Consider the following 16415-nt stretch of genomic DNA (forward strand, 5'->3'; position numbering starts at 1 on the left):
AGATGGCGCAAGCAACTGTTAACTTTCGGATGGACGCGAGCTTGAAAAAATCACTTGAAGCCACCTGTAAGGAACTGGGACTTACAGCTACCAGCGCATACACCATGTTTGCTGCAAAGGTCGTGCGGGAGAAGCGGATACCGTTCGAGGTGTCTATTGATCCGTTCTATTCAGAATCCAATATGAAGCGTTTGCGTAGCTCAATAGCGCAGATGGAACGTACGGGCGGCGCTGTTCACGAGGTTCTGCCCGGTGATTAAGGCGTGGACAGATTATTCTTGGGAAGAATTTCAGTATTGGCTGAAGCAAGACAAGAAAACTTTAAGACGGATATTACAGTTAATACAGTCGATTGACCGTAATGGGTACAACTGCATAGGTAAACCTGAACCTTTAAAGGGAGAGCTATCGGGGTACTGGAGTGCCCGGATCGATCAAAAGAACCGGCTGGTTTTCAAGATTGATGGCCAGGTATTGCGCATAGTGCAGTGCGGAACTCATTATGGTGACTTCTGACGCTTAACTCCGCTTACGTCCCTCCTAATTCCCGCAACCGCCAGCCCTGCCATAAACTGGAAACCATGAGCTCAAAGCAGTCGATTTTTACTTCTGAATCCGTAACCAGTGGACACCCCGATAAAGTCTGTGACCGTATCGCCGACTCCATAGTCGATGCCCTGCTAGAACAAGACCCGGAAGCCCGGTCTGCCGTAGAAGTCATGGCTACCACCGGGCAGGTACATCTGGCCGGCGAAATCACCACTTCCGGATATGTAGACCTGCAAACCCTGGTGCGCGAAACCATCAATGAAATCGGCTACACCTCCTCCGATATTGGTTTCGACGGAGATTCTTGCGGGGTGCTGGTATCTATCGACCGCCAGAGCCCCGATATCGCTCAAGGGGTGCAGGATTCCTGGGAAACCCGCGAAGGCTCGGCGGTAGATGCGTTTGACCAGCAGGGAGCCGGCGACCAGGGAATGATGTTTGGCTACGCCTGCAACGAAACTCCCGATTTAATGCCCGCCCCGATTTGGTTGGCGCACCGTTTAGCGAAGCAACTGGAAAAAGTCCGGCGCGAAAAAATCCTCGACTACCTGTGCCCTGATGGGAAAACCCAGGTAACCGTACGTTACGAGGACGGGCGTCCAGTAGGGCTAGACACCATCGTGCTTTCGACTCAGCATCGAGCATCCGTCAGCCTCAAAGACTTGCGCGAAGAAGTAAAAGCCGCGGTGATCGATCCGGTTATCTCCCAGGTTCCGTGGATTGACGACAGTGACTTCCGCACCCTCGTAAACCCGGCGGGACGCTTTATCTTGGGAGGTCCAGCCGCTGACACCGGAGTTACCGGTCGCAAACTAATCGTCGACACCTACGGGGGGATGGCGCGGCACGGTGGAGGCGCGTTCTCTGGAAAAGACGCTTCCAAAGTTGATCGCTCCGCAGCCTATGCCGCCAGGTGGGTAGCCAAGAACGTGGTGGCAGCCGGCCTTGCGGATCGGGCAGAACTGCAGGTGGCTTACGCTATTGGCTCGGCGCACCCAGTTTCGATAGAACTGGAAACTTTCGGCACCGAAAAGGCGGATAAGACCCAGATTTTGCAGGCTGTACGGGAAACTTTTGACTTGCGTCCAGCAGCTATTATCGACCGGCTTTCGCTGCGCCGACCTATCTATTCGCGCACCGCCGCCTACGGGCATTTCGGGCGTTCCGGGTTCACCTGGGAAGATACCGATATGGCGCGACAGCTGCGAGCAAAGTTAGGGGCGTAAAACCAGCAGGCAAGCTGGGAACGTAATAACCTGCGAACAAACTTAGAGGCGTAAAACTAGCGCCACCAGGGCTAAGCCTAAAGGGAAAACTAGAATAACTAATCGTGCTTTTTGCCGCAGCCATATAGAATCGGTAAACGGAGCGAACACACGGGAGAACTGATGTCATTTTTTGAAAAAATCCTGCGCATGGGTGAGGGGCGTATCCTTAAGCGTCTAGACCGGACAGCTCACGAAGTTGTGGCGAAAGAGGACGAATACGCCGCCCTCAGTGACGAAGAGCTAAAAGCCAAGACCGCCGAGTTTAAAGAGGCACTGGCAAATGGGGCAAGCGAGGATGAAATCCTGGTTGACGCTTTCGCTACCGTGCGGGAAGCCGCCTGGCGCGTCCTCAAACAAAAGCCCTATCACGTGCAGGTAATGGGAGGTATCGCCCTCCATAACGGTAATATCGCCGAAATGAAAACCGGTGAAGGTAAAACCCTGGTTGCCACCATGCCCAGCTATCTCAATGCGCTTAGTGGCAAGGGCGTGCACGTAGTTACGGTCAACGACTACCTGGCCAGCTATCAAAGTGAACTGATGGGGCGCGTCTATCGCTTCCTGGGGCTAACCGTGGGTTGTATCGTCAACGGCCAAACCCCCACCGAGCGGGTAAAACAATACCAAGCGGATATTACTTACGGCACCAATAACGAGTTCGGATTCGACTATCTGCGCGACAATATGGTGCAGCGGGTAGAGGATATCGTCCAGCGGGGACATAATTTCGCGATCGTTGACGAGGTGGACTCGATTCTAATCGACGAGGCGCGTACCCCGCTGATTATTTCCGGTCCTGCCCAAGGCGAGGCAGACCAGTGGTACAACAAATTCGCCTCCCTGGTAACCCGCTTAGAAAAAGATATGGATTATGAGGTCGATGAAAAGAAACGCACCGTGGGGGTTACCGATGTGGGGATCGCCGCAGTCGAGGATTTCTTAGGAATCGAGAATCTCTACGAAGCCTCCCACACTCCTTTAATCGGCTTCCTCAACAACGCGATTAAAGCAAAAGAGCTGTTCAAACGGGATCGTGACTATATTGTTCGTAACCGGGAAGTGCTAATCGTTGACGAACATACCGGGCGCGTAATGGAAGGCCGGCGCTACAACGAGGGAATGCACCAGGCGATTGAGGCCAAGGAACACGTTCCGGTTAAAGCCGAGAACCAGACCCTGGCCACCATTACCTTGCAGAACTATTTCCGCCTATACAACAAGCTCGCGGGCATGACGGGTACCGCGGAAACCGAGGCGGCTGAGTTCATGAATACCTACAAGATTGGGGTAATCCCGATTCCGCCGAACAAACCGATGATCCGCATCGATCAGCCGGATTTGGTTTATCCTTCCCGCCGCGGCAAGCTTAAGGCGATAGTCAGCGATATTAAGGAACGCCACGAAAAAGGCCAACCGATTCTGGTAGGTACTACCGATGTTGCCAAGTCGGAAGAACTTTCCATCATGTTGGACGAGGCCGGGGTACCGCACAATGTGCTGAATGCTAAACAACACGCCCATGAAGCCCAGGTAGTATTCGATGCCGGGCGTAAAGGCATGGTTACCGTGGCCACCAATATGGCTGGTCGTGGTACCGACATTATGCTGGGTGGCAACCCGGAACATATTGCGGATCAGAAGCTGCGTGCGCAGGGACTTGACCCGGAAGAAACTCCCGAGGAGTGGCGTGAAGCCTGGTCTGATGCATTATCTCAGGCGGAGGCCGAGGTGGCTGACGAACATGAAGAGGTCGTCGACCTGGGCGGACTATACGTCCTCGGTACTGAACGTCACGATGCTCGCCGGATTGATAACCAGTTACGGGGGCGTTCTGGACGTCAAGGTGACCCCGGGGAGTCCCGTTTCTACCTGGCAATGGATGACCCGTTGATGATGAAGAATATGGCGGCGTTCGTTACCCGGTTTATGAATTCTTCGCTCTATCCCGAGGATCTGCCGCTAGAATCCAAGATGGTTTCCGGGCGTATCCAATCCGCGCAGCACCAAACCGAAGCGCAGAACTTTGAGATCCGTAAGAACGTCCTTAAATACGACGATGTAATGACCGATCAGCGTGACTTGATTTATACCGAACGCCAAGAGGTTCTGCAAAAGGAAATCGATCTCGATGAGTTGATCCCTTCCTACCTGCGGACTTTGATTAAAGAGGCGGTCGCCCACACTACCAGTGAGGGCGCCGATTCCAATGAATGGGATTTGGAAAAACTGTGGAACAATCTGCGCGCGGTTTACCCGGTGCGTGCTTCTCTGTCGCAGCTAAAAGACGAGGACGGTTCCTTCCTACATATTTCGGCTGCCGAGCTGGAAAGCTTGTTACAAAATGATATTGCCGATGCCTATGAAGAAATTCTCGATCAGGTTAACGAGAACCCGATTGCGATTGATCAGCTGGGTGACCAGCCGATGGCGGAACTGGAACGCCGGGTGCTGCTGGCTACGGTAGACCGCCTGTGGCAACAGCACCTCTACGAGATGGATTATCTTAAAGAAGGTATCGGCCTGCGGGCAATGGGTCAGCGCGACCCCTTGGTGGAGTATAAGTCCGAGGGCGCGCTTATGTTCGAAAACATGATGGGACAGGTGCGTGAAGATACCGTGACTGGGATCTTCAATTTCGCCCACCAGTTCCAGCAGGTCTATGAGCAGCAGCTGGAGGCCGAAAAGCAGCAAGCTGAACAAGCCAAGAAGAAGGCGATAGCGGAAGGCTCGGTTATGGGGGATACCGGACATAAGGAATCCTCGGAAACTGTGCCCGCCATGGCGGGTGCCTCTGGTAAAGGTTCAGCTTTTGGTGCCGAGGCCGCCCGGCAAACTGCCGCGCAAGGCGGTAACCGCGCTCAGCGCCGTGCCCAAAAGAAGCGCAAGAAGCGTCGCTAATCCTTACTGTAGGCGCTATTTGCTAAAGACTTACCGGTACTTTACATATTTCGTTGTGGCTGGTTGCTTTCAGTAATCGGACGGACAATCATTAGTGAAAACCGGGATGGGGCTGATTACTTGCCCGGAGTTGCTGGGGTAGGCGTTCATCCGATCTCGAGCGCGGAGATTCTCCATTTTTTGCCGCAGGGGATTATTCGCATCGCCACCGCCCGTACCCGAGAGCCATCGCTAATGCTCACTGCCACTTCGAAGGCGCCGCAGTCCTGAGTGTCAACCCCAGCTTTGCGGCAGAGAATTCGGCGGATCTGAATCGCTGTAGGCAGGGGACGGTGTCGTTCGCTACGCGCTAATGCCAAGAAGGATCCTTGTAACTCTGGGGTAAACCAGTTGGTTACCGCCTGCGCGGAGCGGCGGCCAGAAAACACTTCGAATATGGTTTTTACGGCAGTGGCCACCCATGGTTTTATCTGGGGTAATGACGATAATGACGCAGCTTTCGGCTTGGCGGAGATTTTCTTGCGGTTTTGAGGGCGAGGCAGCAGGGTTTGCACTTCCAGGGGACCATATTTGGGGCTTAAGGGAATTCGCGGAAGTTCGGGACAAATTATGGCGCACGGTCCAGGGGAGTCGTCACCTTGGGGACAAATTGTTACCAGTGGCTTGCCAGGCGGAAATAGCTCTTGAGCATGGTTTACATCTTCCATCTCTGGGGAAACATCGTTTTTCGTGACCTCCCTGAGAGGGAGGGCTGGCGCTGCTAAACTCATCGACTCAAATCCTTTAAATATGAGAGGAAAACTTTAATTCATTAGAAAGGCGGGGCTAAGGGGGCTCCGTTGCCAATTGGCGTTTTCGAACTGTTTAAACAGGTATATGCAAATTCCTCTTTTAATAAAAGTCTCTGAAAAATGCCTATCAACAATTCCTGAATTAAGAAATAATTAAAGGAAAGTGAGTTTTTAATGAGGTGTTTAGGTTGGAGCTAGTTGACAATCGAGTATTCGTCCAACACCGCACGCCGCAGGCGAAAGAACTCTTGGCTAGCCGCTACAATTGTCAGATGAGAATTTATCTTCCCCTAGCGGTAGCTGGCCTGTTTGAGCCGCACCTAAATTCCCGCAATGCTTGGCAGGGCAGCGCTGATTTCTGCCAGCTGTGGGGGGTCGATCCTCTAGATAGTGAGCAGGCGGAAGATTTGGCGATGAGTATGTCCGCTATGTCTTGTCTTGAGGGGAAAGTGGCCGGGTATCCGGGGAGAATAGTCGCGGCGCTCGATGTTAACTCTCAGGAATTGGGCGCGGAAAATGCTCCCGGCGTATTTGCGGTCAAGTCTGGCTTTGACTGGCAGCGCTTAGTGAGCCTACATGTGGACAGTGCGGATAACTTGGAGCTTTGCACCCAGGTTAGGGCACAGGTTCCTGCAGAGCTGGCGGCAGCGTGGAGCCACGGTGATTTTAGTGATATCCGCAGTGAAATGCCAGAAGACGGCGGCACTGATCTACCGGAAGCAGACTCAGCGCGGCTGGAGCTTTGGGAACAGCTAGCGGCGGAGCCGCTTTCCTGGTTTGATGCCAGCGAACTTGATTATTTACGCGAGGCGCTAGCAGAAAATGCTGTCCCTTAGGCGCGGGCTTCTGCCTCGCGGGCGTGCCCCTGGGCGGCAATTGCCTGGCGCAGCGCTTGCATAGAGGAAGCAATGTCCTCCGGAGTAGCTGGTTGCGCGTGAGCGAACTTAATGTCCTCCATAGAATTTGCCGGAATCAGGTGCAGGTGTAGGTGGGGTACGTCGAATCCCGCGATACTTAGGCAGGAGCGCTGGGATCCGAAAGCCTGCCGTTGGGCGCGCCCGATAATCTGCGCTACTTTCATCAGGTGTTGCAACTCTGCGGTAGGGGCGTCCCAATAGTTTTCTACTTCCCGGCGAGGAACTAGCAATACATGTCCGGGGGTGATGGGGTTGATGTCGGCAAAGGCGACACAGATGTCGTCTTTCCAGCAGAACTCGCCGGGGATTTCGCCAGCGATAATGCGAGTAAAAATAGTGGACATGGTTTCCTCCTGGGGTAGTTCTTGTTTCTAATGATATGCCGGGATGGTAAGCGAGAGACTTTTATGGGGAAATGGGCAACACGCGCCAATAATGCTTGCTGAAAACTCCTCTTTACATAGGATTTTCGTTTGACCAAGAGGGCTAATAATCCTAACTCTAAACTAAAGCTTTAGGGTTAGATCGGAGGGCGACCGTGACAGTACCAGATACTAACCTGGCAGATATTAAAGTCGTAGGCATCGGCGGGGGCGGAGCAAACGCCGTAAACCGCATGATTGATTTCGGACTTAAAGGCGTAGAGTTCATCGCGATTAACACTGATGCTCAAGCGCTGATGATGTCTGATGCAGACGTGAAATTGGATATCGGGCGGGAAGAAACTCGCGGTCTGGGAGCTGGAGCCGACCCCAAGGTAGGCGAACGCGCTGCCGCTGACAACGAAGAAGAAATAAAAGACACCCTGGAAGGTGCAGACATGGTCTTCGTTACCGCTGGCGAGGGCGGCGGTACCGGAACCGGAGGCGCTCCCATCGTAGCGCGGGTTGCGCGTGAAATGGGCGCTCTGACTATCGGGGTAGTCACCCGGCCTTTCTCTTTTGAGGGTAAACGCCGGCAGACGCAGGCGGAAGCCGGGGTAGAGGCGCTACGAAAAGAAGTAGACACCATTATTGTGATCCCCAACGATCGCCTCCTAGAAATTTCCGATCAAAACATCACTATGGTTGATGCTTTCTCGGCCGCTGATGAGGTTTTACACTCCGGCGTTCAAGGAATTACCGATCTGATCACTACCTCCGCCCTGGTTAACGTAGACTTCGCCGATGTAAAAAGTGTGATGAAGGGAGCGGGTACCGCCCTGATGGGAATCGGCTCGGCCACCGGTGAAGATCGCGCGATTCGCGCCGCCGAAGCCGCCTTTATGTCTCCGCTGCTAGAAGCCGATATTGATGGAGCGCTGGGAGTTTTGATGTTCTTCCAAGGTGGCTCGGATATGGGTCTTATGGAGGTACATCGCGCCGCCGATATGGTACGCGAAATGGTGCACCCCGAAGCCAATATTATTTTCGGTGCCAACGTTGACGAATCCTTGGGAGATCAGATTCGGGTGACTATCATTGCTGCCGGGTTTGATGATCCCAAGAAGGGCAAGAAGAGCGCGCGGGTAGAGAAGAAAGCAACGCCCGAGCCGGCCTCTGAACCCGCCGCCTCCTCCGCAAAAGAAAAAACCGGGGAGGATGCCACGGCTACCTCCGCGATCCCGGCTTTTCCGCGCCGCGCAGTTCTGAACCAGGACGAACGTAGCGTGGGGGATCTTCCGCGCTCCAGTGTCAGCGGAGGGGCGCACCGGCTCCCGGTGACCCCGCCCTCGCGCGACGCCTTTAGCCGCAAAGAAAACGAAACCTCCAGCAGCTACCGCGACAATTTCGGAGTTAACCGCAAGAGCGAGGACGATAGCACCTTAACCGTTCCGCGCGTATTCGAGGACGACGACCAAGAATCGGGTTTAGATGTACCCGACTTCATGCGGTAGGCCGCAATGTTTCGCATCGGCGGCGCACAAGCAGTTTTTACCAACCGGATCGGGGGGAAATCCTCCGGTGAGTACGCTACCCTCAACCTGGGAGATCATGTTGGAGATAACCCCGATATCGTAGCGGAGAACCGCAGAATCGTTGATGAGGCGATCGGTCGCAAAGTGGTTTGGATGCACCAGACCCATTCCAACCGGGTGGTGCAAGTCCGTCCTGGTCATACCAATGCTCCGGTAGAGGCCGATGGGATTGTCATCGATACTCGCGAGTTCGCAGAACTGGGACTAACCACCCCGGCAGCGGGGGTGATGGTGGCTGATTGCGTACCCCTATTACTGGCTTCCGATGATGGCCTGCTAGTGGCGGCCGTACATGCCGGTAGAGCCGGAATGGTTACGGGTATTGTGCGCGAGGCGGTGCTGGCATTGCGGAAACTAGGAGCGCAAACGGGCAAGATTCACGCTGCTATTGGCCCGGCTATCTGTGGAGCCTGCTATGAGGTTCCCGAGGCGATGCGAGCCCACGTGACCGGACATGTGCCTGCCGCGTGGTCACGTACCCGGATGGGAAGTCCCGGTTTGGATCTACAGGCGGGGGTAATTTCGCAACTCAAGGCGGCGGGAGCCCGGATCACTTTTGCCTCTAAACGCTGCACTTTTGAAGATCGTAACCTCTATTCCTACCGCCGTGACGCCCATACGGGTAGGTTCGCGGGAATAGTGGTGGGTAAGCGAGAAGTCCCAGCCGGCTGAACTGCGCATTTAGGTGCATAGTTTTGGAAACACGCCGTAGTAATACTTCAAAAAGAACCCGGTCCCGTTTAACGTTTTTGTAGACCAGTATTAAAAGAAGGAGAACCTGATGGGCGCTTTGAGGAAGACGATGGACTATTTAGGCCTGTCCGAACCACAAGAGAACGAAGAATTCAGCGATGAACTGGAAAGCGCAGTTCCGGATGCTGAAGTTCCCACCCCCCGTCCTCGGATTGTAGAACCGGCTTTGCGTTTCCCACATGCAGTCAGTTCCCAGCCTGAAACTGCTTCAGAGCTTAAGCGGATTGTGACGATCCGGCCTACCACCTATAACGAGGCACAAAGTATTGGGGAAGCCTTTAAAGAGGGCACTCCGGTGATTATGAACCTGGGGGCAATGAATGACCTGGAAGCGCGGCGGATGATTGATTTTGCTGCCGGCCTCAGCTTTGCCCTGGATGGGGGAATTGAAAAGGTTACTAACCGGGTATTTTTGCTTTCTCCGAAGTCTGTGCAGGTAGATGAGGGCGAATCTTCGTTGGGATCCAAAAGAGACTTTTTCAATCAAAGCTGATAGATGCTCACTTTAGTCTATTGGGTCGGCCAGATAGGCAGATGGCTGCTCCAGCTGTATATTCTGGCGTTGATAGTACGGGCGGTGCTGTCTTGGGTGATGGCATTGAACCCGAGTTGGCGGCCAAAAAACTCGGTTACATTATTTCTTTGTAACCTGGTTTTTGCATTAACCGATCCGCCCCTACGTTTTTTGGGGAGATTCATTAAACCGCTCCGACTTGGGACTATTGCCCTAGATTTAAGTTTTATCGTACTGTTCTTGCTGGTCACAGTATTGATAAATATTTGGATCCACCTGATCAATGCGCTGCTAATTCTTTTGCACGGATAAAAGTGCAGAAAATTGGCCAAAGTGTTGCTCAAAATGATAGATGTTACTATTGTTGATGATGTGGAAGTTGAGCAGATCTTCGGTATGCTTGTTTCCAACTGCAACCTATAGCAACCTATAGCGCAGAAGTTCCCGCTGGCAGGTAGAGCGCCTACCTCGGGAAAAACACGATAGATAACTGAGGTGACAGGTATGGCTCTGCTGACTGCTGAAGACGTCCACTGGAAGCAATTCCAGGCGACCAAGTTCCGTGAAGGATACGACCAAGAAGAAGTTGACGAGTTTCTAGATGAAGTCGTGGAAACTATCGCGACTTTGCAGGATCAGAACGCATCCTTAAAAGCTGAACTAGATGAGGTTCGCCAGCAGGCAGCTAATGGTGGCCAGATTGCTGCCAGCGACAGCGGTGAAGAAACTGCCGCTCTAAAGGCACAGCTGGAGACGGCTAATGCGCAAATCGCGGAAATGCAAGCGCAGGTGCAACAGTATCAGGCAGCTGCGGCTGAAGGCGATCCGCAAGCCGGGGAGCAAATCCAGGCTTTGCAGGCACACTTGGCGCAAACTCAGCAAGAAGCCCAAGCGGCGCTGGCGCAGTCTCAAGCAGAGACCCAACAGGCTGTGGCCGAGATCGAGCAGTTGCGCGAACAATTGGCACAGGCAGAACAAAACGCGCAGGCCGGCGCGCAGCCTAGTTCCGAACAGCCAGAGGACGCCACCTCCATGCTGGCGCTGGCACAGCGGGTGCATGACGAATACGTGCGCAACGGACAGCAAGAAGCTGATCAGATTCTGGAAGATTCCCGCCTAAAGGGTGACCAGATCGTACGGGAAGCCAATGATGAGCGTCGTCGTGTGCTCGAACAGCTAGAATCCGAACGTGCAGACCTAGAGTCTCGAGTCGATGACCTTAAAGCCTTCGAAAACGATTACCGCCAGAAGGTGCGCGAGCACCTACAGGCCCTGATTGGTCAACTAGATGCCCAAGGGGCATAGCGACTAACTCAAACTTAGTCCCTCCTAAGAGCCAAGGAGGATTAGAGCGGCGCCATCACGTAAGTGGTGGCGCCGCTACTTTTTTATTAAATTTAGGCATAGAGCAAACCGACCTGGAAAGAATATGAATCAGCGAAAAAAGCAAAAATCAGCACCGCTCCTGGTGATATTCATTTTCGTAGCGCTACCGGTGTTAATCGTTGACCAAGCCACTAAAGCCTGGGCACTTAGCGTTCTGGAAGTGGGAGCGCCTGAGAAACCTTTTATTGGCCGTTTTATTGGTCTGCAATTGGTACGCAACCCCGGGGCGGCCTTTTCGCTGGCAGAGAGCTTCACTTGGGTGTTCTCGGTGATAGCTGCGGTGGTGCTAGCCATTATTATTTGGACTGGACGGGCAATGACTAATCGCGCCTGGCAGCTTTCTCTAGGGCTGCTGGCCGGAGGGGCACTGGGAAACCTGGTTGATCGTCTCATTCGCCCTCCGGGAATCTTCCGGGGGCACGTGATCGATTTTTTGAATTACCGTTCGATGTTCGTCGGTAATGTTGCGGATATTGCTATCGTCGTCGGGGTAGTTGCCGTAGTAGTGCTGGTGGTGCTGGGGGTACCCTCGGTTAGCGGTAATCACTCCTACCAACCGGCGCGGGTGCGGGGCAAGGATGCGTGAACGGGTTCGCCTGCAGGTTTCAGAGTGCGCCCCAGGAAAGCGCCTTGACCAAGTGTTGGCAGCCGAACTGGGGATTTCTCGCTCGCTGGTTGCCAAACTGATTAAACAAAATGAAGTAAAAGTAAATGGAATCGTTCCCCGAAAATCGGCAGAGGTAGCTCGCGGGGATCAGGTGGAAGTGTTGCTGCCCGATGCCTCCCCTAAAAATCTAGAAACCCCTGCACCGCTGCCGCTTCTTTACCAGGACGAAGATATTGTGGTGGTCAATAAGCCGGTGGGGATGGCGGCGCATACGGCTCCTGGGTGGGACGGACCGACGGTCATCGGTGCCTTGTTGGCGGCGGGACAAGAAATCATTACCTCCGGTCCAGTAGAGCGGAAAGGAATCGTTCACCGCTTAGACGTGGGAACTTCCGGGGCGCTGGTAGTGGCCAAGTCGGAGTTAGCTTACCGGCAACTGCAAGCAGATTTTCGCGCCCGCCGGGTGAAGAAGACCTATCAGGCTTTGGTACAAGGCTATCTGGATCCCGCCGAGGGCACTATTGACGCTCCGATTGGGAGGCATCCGTCCCGCGACTTCAAAATGGCGGTAGTAGCGGGAGGCAGGTCGGCCATAACTCACTACCGCACCTTGGAGTCCTTGCCGAGAGCAACCCTGGTTGAGCTGCAGCTAGAGACAGGACGGACCCATCAAATTCGAGTACATATGCAGGCAATCGGGCACGCTATCGTGGGCGACCCTACCTATGGGGCAAATCCACTTCTAGCGAAAGAGCTGGGGATGACCAGGCAGTGGCTACATGCAGTGAGCTTAGGATTTACCCATCCAGTAAGTGGTGAACAGGTGAGCTTTGAGGCTCCTTTGGCCGCTGATTTAGAGGACGCATTAACCCGCTTGCGCCGCGGATTCTGATTTAACTTTGTCCCCCGCACTAGACGGGATTCTCTTTTCCTGTTGCAATTTATTAAAGATTGTGGAGGGTGGGTCAGCGGCTTATTTTCGTTCTATGGCTCCAGAAAAACCCAACTATACCCGCTCGCAGTTTCGCCAGGCGTCCTCTCAGGCTCCGCGGGCACAACAGCTTTTGCAACAGGCGGAAACCCGGCTGCGCTCTGGCGAGGGCGGTGCCCGTCTACGCTGGGCTCCTTCCCCACGAATCGTGCTAGCTGCGCTAATAGCAGTGGTGATAGTGACGGTGATGGCAGGGTGGGCACAAGGGAAAACTCCTAACAGCGGGGTGTTACCGACAAGTCCTAGTTTTAGTGCGACAGCTAAAGAGGCGCCGGGGTCCTCACCTGCTGCAACTGGTGAGGTATGGGTGGATGTAGTGGGCAAAGTTAAAAAACCGGGAGTGGTACGTCTGGAGGCTTCCGCGCGGGTACAACACGCGATAAAAGCCGCTGGGGGAGCGCTTCCAGGTACAGACCTGTCGGGACTGAACCTGGCGCGTCGCCTCAGTGACGGCGAACAGCTGAGGGTGGGAATCGACGAGAACAGCGCGCCAGACTTAGGTGCTGAGCCAGCCGAGGCAGGCGCGGTAGAAACTACCAAGCAACAAGCTGGTGAGGGCGCTGCAGCACGCTCTGGTGGCGGGAAAATCTCTATTAATGAGGCCTCGAAGCAACAGTTAGAGCAGCTTCCGGGGGTGGGGCAGGCACTTGCGCAAAGGATTGTAGATTATCGCCAATCCCAGGGACGCTTTCAAAACCTGGAAGACTTGAAGAATGTGTCTGGAATTGGGGAGAAAAAATACGCGGCCTTGTCGGCAATGATCAGACTCTAGGTAAGCTATGAAGGGAAGAATCCTAGATTTACGTTTAGCGCCGGCAGCCATTATTGCCTGGTTGGGCGCCCTGGTTTTACCCGCTCTTCCCTTACAATGGGTGCCATTTATCGCTGCTTTAACCCTCGGGGGCGCTGTTTTACTATTGCTGGTCAGCTACTGGAAAGTTCTGCCCGGAATTATCTTGGCGGGCGCTTTGGCTTTAGGGGCGCTGGGCGGGGTGGCGCTGGCAATCAGTCAATCGGCGCGGGTGCTAGCCGCTGACCCGTTAGCGCGTGCCTGGCAGGGGCAGATCGACCGCGTCCAGGCGATAGCGATGGTAGAGACGCCGCCGCGAAAATATGACCCGGCAAGCGAGCAACAGATAACCCAGTTACGTCTATTATCAGCGCGCCTGCCAGATACCCCAGCGGTAAATACTCGGGTGAAAGTCGTGGCGTTTGGTCAGCAACTGCCAAAATATCCTCGTGGAACGGTTATAGAAACGGTGTTACAGCTAGAAAAGCCATCCCGCGGCAGGGAATCTAGCCAAGATTTAACCACGGTAATCAGCGCCAATGCTCTCTTTGAGATCCCCGGAAGAATCATCGCTAGCCCCAAGGTGAGAGCCGGGCCGCGCGGGGCGGCGGCCCTTAAAGAAAAGTTCGCGACCCGGTTGGAAGAAAAACTGGTAGCTGCAGATTCTCCGGCAGCAGCTACGCTGCTGCCGGCCATGATTCTCGGAATCAGAGCTGATGCGTCGGAGAATACCGAAGCATTGAAAACCGCGGGAATAGTGCATATTACCTGTGTGTCCGGGATGCATATCTCGGTGCTACTTTCCTTGGTAGCGCTACTTAGTGCGGGGTTAAAACGCCGCTGGCGTCTGCTGGCGGGTGCCAGCTTGTTAGTGGGGTATTGTCTGCTCCTGGGGCCTTCTCCCTCATTGCTGCGGGCGGCGGTAATGGGGATGGTTTCTCTGCTGGCGCTAGCTAGAGGCAAAGAGCCATATTCTTTTACCGCCCTCGAAATCGCGATCATCGGTCTGCTAATTTTTGAACCCGGATTCGGAGCCGATACCGGTTTTTTGCTCTCAGTTAGCGCTACTGCAGCGATTGTGTTGGCGGCGCGTTCTTTAGAACAAAAACTGCACCGGGGAATAGCGGCAGTAAAAAGACAGGGGAGCGGGCGAACCCCTCGGTTATTGTCGAAAAAAAATTCCGCGCTTTTCCGCAAGTTCTTAGCGGCATTCCTGTCCGTTAGCGCAGTGAGCCTGGTGGCACAACTAGCTTGCCTGCCGGGGCAACTGTTAATCCGTCCTGGAATCAATACCTTGACCGTCCTCGCAAATGTAGCTATCGCACCGATAGTGACCCTGCTGATCTGGGGCGGAGCCTGCCTGACATTCCTGCCACTGCCTGGAACATTTTTGGCAAAAATACTGGGGATAGGCTGCACTTGGGTGATGACAGTTGCTCGGGTGGTCGCCTCTAATAGGTTCGCAATCTTGCCGTGGCCAGCAGGCGCGCCAGGGATTTTAGCGTTAGGGATAGTGGTGGCGGGGCTGACCTATATTTACCATTGCTACTTTCCAAAACGGAAGATAAATGGCAATGTTAAATCATGGCCTCAAAGCAAATGAGTTGGCGCGATTGCACCTTAAGTTCCGGGGTGCTCATACGCGGCCCCGAGAAGCTGCTGGCAGATCGCGCCCTGAATCGTTTAAAGCAATTGGGGCGCAACCAAGATCCCTCCCTAGCAGTGACCGAGGTGACTGCTAACGGTTACCAGGCCGGTTCCCTAGATTCCCTGACTTCGCCCTCATTGTTTGGGGAAGCTCGCCTGGTGGTGATCCCCGATTTTGAATCCGCCGCTGATGATTTGGGGCAAGACCTGGCAGCCTACCTAGCTGCGCCGCAAGCAGATTGCTGGGTAGTCGCACTACATGATGGCTCAAATAAAGGAAAACGCCAGGTAGACAAGATAAAGAAAGCGGGAGCACAGGAAGTAAAAGTCGCGAGGATTAAGAATGCGCGTGACAAACTATCCTTGGTGGTCGAAGAAGTGCGCACTGCCGGCGGACGCATAGAGCCGGCCGGGGCGCAGCTGCTAGTAGATGCGCTCGGCGAGGATCTCGCGGAACTAGTCGGGGCGGCTCGCCAATTGGTTTCCGACTATCCCCAGGCCGTAACTTTGCAGGCAGTACAACAGTTCTACGGGGCTCGAGTGGGGGCTAGTGGATTTAACGTAGCCGATGCCGCCGCAGTGGGCAATCTGTCGCGCGCCCTAGTGCTGCTGCGGCAAGCGTTTTCTTCCGGAGTTCAGCCGGTCGCTATCGCAGGTGCGCTCGCCCTAAAGTTCCGCAACCTGGCAAAAGTTAGCGCCCGGGGAGTAAACCCTTCCCAGCTAGGGATGGCGCCTTGGCAGATGGAAAAAGCACGGCGAGAAGTACGCGGATGGAGCGACGCTCACTTGGCGGAGGCGATTAAGATTATTGCGCAAGCCGATGAAGATGCTAAAGGTGCTAGCCGGGATCCGCAGTATGCGCTGGAGGCGGCAGTTAGGAAAATCTGTCTTTTACGGCAAAGCTGAGCAGATGCAGGAAAGTAGGTAAAACAGGCAATGGCAATGCAGCGCAAAACCCGGCAGCGGGACGCAATTATGGCAATCATGGCTGATGAAACGGATTTTCGTTCTGCCCAACAAGTGCATACCGCCCTGGTTTCAGCCGGACAAGCGGTAGGACTGGCTACTGTTTACCGCAACCTGCAGGCTCTAACTGAGGCCGGGGAACTCGACAGCTTGCGTTCGGAGGAAGGGGAAATCCTCTATCGGCGTTGCGCGGCGCGCCGCCATCATCACCACCTGGTATGTCGAAACTGTGGCTATACGGTAGATATTCAAGATGACCAGTTAGAACAGTGGATCGGCGAGATTTCTCGGCGCTATCACTTCAGCGATATTGAACATATGGCCGATGTGTTTGGTCTGTGTGCAAATTGCGCAAACCAGCATTAAGAAACAGTACCAGTA

At 54.2% G+C, this 16415-nt stretch carries 18 protein-coding genes; 16 read left to right on the forward strand and 2 right to left on the reverse strand.

The annotated features are described in order from the left end of the window. The 4 genes from RDM26_RS01955 to secA all read left to right on the forward strand — a co-directional run. A partial coding sequence (locus RDM26_RS01955; RefSeq protein WP_307737380.1) for a type II toxin-antitoxin system RelB/DinJ family antitoxin occupies positions 1-260 on the forward strand: 260 nt, incomplete at its 5' end. Next, the gene (locus RDM26_RS01960) at positions 253-516 is read left to right on the forward strand and encodes a Txe/YoeB family addiction module toxin (RefSeq protein WP_307737381.1); all 264 of its coding nucleotides are present in this window, start codon (positions 253-255) and stop codon (positions 514-516) included. The genes RDM26_RS01955 and RDM26_RS01960, both read left to right, overlap by 8 nt. A 65-nt stretch (positions 517-581) precedes the next feature. Beyond that, complete coding sequence (gene metK / locus RDM26_RS01965) at positions 582-1775, forward strand: methionine adenosyltransferase (protein ID WP_307737382.1); 1194 nt, start codon at positions 582-584, stop codon at positions 1773-1775. A 162-nt stretch (positions 1776-1937) separates the two neighbouring features. Further along, positions 1938-4715: a preprotein translocase subunit SecA gene (secA, locus tag RDM26_RS01970; RefSeq protein WP_307737383.1), complete on the forward strand. Its 2778-nt coding sequence runs from the start codon at positions 1938-1940 to the stop codon at positions 4713-4715. Between the two features lie 146 nt (positions 4716-4861). On the opposite strand, the gene RDM26_RS01975 is transcribed toward secA, so the two are convergent. After that, positions 4862-5485 (reverse strand): Rv3235 family protein, encoded by a 624-nt coding sequence (locus RDM26_RS01975; RefSeq protein WP_307737384.1) that lies wholly within the window; start codon positions 5483-5485, stop codon positions 4862-4864. Between the two features lie 209 nt (positions 5486-5694). On the opposite strand from RDM26_RS01975, the gene RDM26_RS01980 reads away from it, so the two are divergent. After that, the gene (locus RDM26_RS01980; RefSeq protein ID WP_307737385.1) at positions 5695-6342 is read left to right on the forward strand and encodes a hypothetical protein; all 648 of its coding nucleotides are present in this window, start codon (positions 5695-5697) and stop codon (positions 6340-6342) included. On the opposite strand, the gene RDM26_RS01985 is transcribed toward RDM26_RS01980, so the two are convergent. After that, a complete protein-coding gene (locus RDM26_RS01985) occupies positions 6339-6767 on the reverse strand; it encodes an HIT domain-containing protein (RefSeq protein WP_307737386.1) in 429 nt (142 codons plus the stop codon). The two genes, RDM26_RS01980 and RDM26_RS01985, sit on opposite strands and share 4 nt — an antisense overlap. A gap of 194 nt (positions 6768-6961) precedes the next feature. Between RDM26_RS01985 and ftsZ the strand changes: the two genes are divergently transcribed. From ftsZ to RDM26_RS02040, 11 genes are all read left to right on the forward strand, one after another. Next, positions 6962-8299 carry a cell division protein FtsZ gene (gene ftsZ, locus RDM26_RS01990; protein ID WP_307737387.1) on the forward strand — a complete coding sequence of 446 codons (1338 nt, stop codon included), beginning with the start codon at positions 6962-6964 and terminating at the stop codon, positions 8297-8299. Between the two features lie 6 nt (positions 8300-8305). Beyond that, positions 8306-9052 carry a peptidoglycan editing factor PgeF gene (gene pgeF / locus RDM26_RS01995; protein ID WP_307737388.1) on the forward strand — a complete coding sequence of 249 codons (747 nt, stop codon included), beginning with the start codon at positions 8306-8308 and terminating at the stop codon, positions 9050-9052. Between the two features lie 109 nt (positions 9053-9161). After that, positions 9162-9626, forward strand: a complete 465-nt coding sequence (locus RDM26_RS02000; protein WP_024059281.1) for a cell division protein SepF — start codon at positions 9162-9164, stop codon at positions 9624-9626. A 3-nt stretch (positions 9627-9629) separates the two neighbouring features. After that, positions 9630-9959: a YggT family protein gene (locus RDM26_RS02005; protein WP_307737389.1), complete on the forward strand. Its 330-nt coding sequence runs from the start codon at positions 9630-9632 to the stop codon at positions 9957-9959. Positions 9960-10151: 192 nt separating this feature from the next. Next, the gene (locus RDM26_RS02010; protein WP_307737390.1) at positions 10152-10952 is read left to right on the forward strand and encodes a DivIVA domain-containing protein; all 801 of its coding nucleotides are present in this window, start codon (positions 10152-10154) and stop codon (positions 10950-10952) included. Positions 10953-11076: 124 nt separating this feature from the next. Continuing rightward, positions 11077-11619 carry a signal peptidase II gene (gene lspA, locus RDM26_RS02015; protein WP_307737391.1) on the forward strand — a complete coding sequence of 181 codons (543 nt, stop codon included), beginning with the start codon at positions 11077-11079 and terminating at the stop codon, positions 11617-11619. Beyond that, the gene (locus RDM26_RS02020; protein ID WP_307737392.1) at positions 11612-12532 is read left to right on the forward strand and encodes an RluA family pseudouridine synthase; all 921 of its coding nucleotides are present in this window, start codon (positions 11612-11614) and stop codon (positions 12530-12532) included. Before lspA ends, RDM26_RS02020 begins: the two co-directional genes overlap by 8 nt. 94 nt (positions 12533-12626) lie before the next feature. Continuing rightward, the gene (locus RDM26_RS02025) at positions 12627-13403 is read left to right on the forward strand and encodes a helix-hairpin-helix domain-containing protein (protein ID WP_307737393.1); all 777 of its coding nucleotides are present in this window, start codon (positions 12627-12629) and stop codon (positions 13401-13403) included. A 7-nt stretch (positions 13404-13410) separates the two neighbouring features. Next, positions 13411-15024, forward strand: a complete 1614-nt coding sequence (locus RDM26_RS02030) for a ComEC/Rec2 family competence protein (protein ID WP_307737394.1) — start codon at positions 13411-13413, stop codon at positions 15022-15024. Further along, a complete protein-coding gene (gene holA, locus RDM26_RS02035) occupies positions 15006-15974 on the forward strand; it encodes a DNA polymerase III subunit delta (protein ID WP_307737395.1) in 969 nt (322 codons plus the stop codon). The genes RDM26_RS02030 and holA overlap by 19 nt, the downstream gene beginning before the upstream one ends. A 36-nt stretch (positions 15975-16010) precedes the next feature. Continuing rightward, entirely contained in the window at positions 16011-16400 is a 390-nt protein-coding gene (locus RDM26_RS02040) for a transcriptional repressor (protein WP_307737396.1), read from the forward strand. Positions 16401-16415: the final 15 nt, after the last annotated feature.

It is taken from the genome of uncultured Varibaculum sp., assembly GCF_902489465.1.
In the GTDB taxonomy this organism is placed as follows: Bacteria; Actinomycetota; Actinomycetes; order Actinomycetales; family Actinomycetaceae; genus Varibaculum.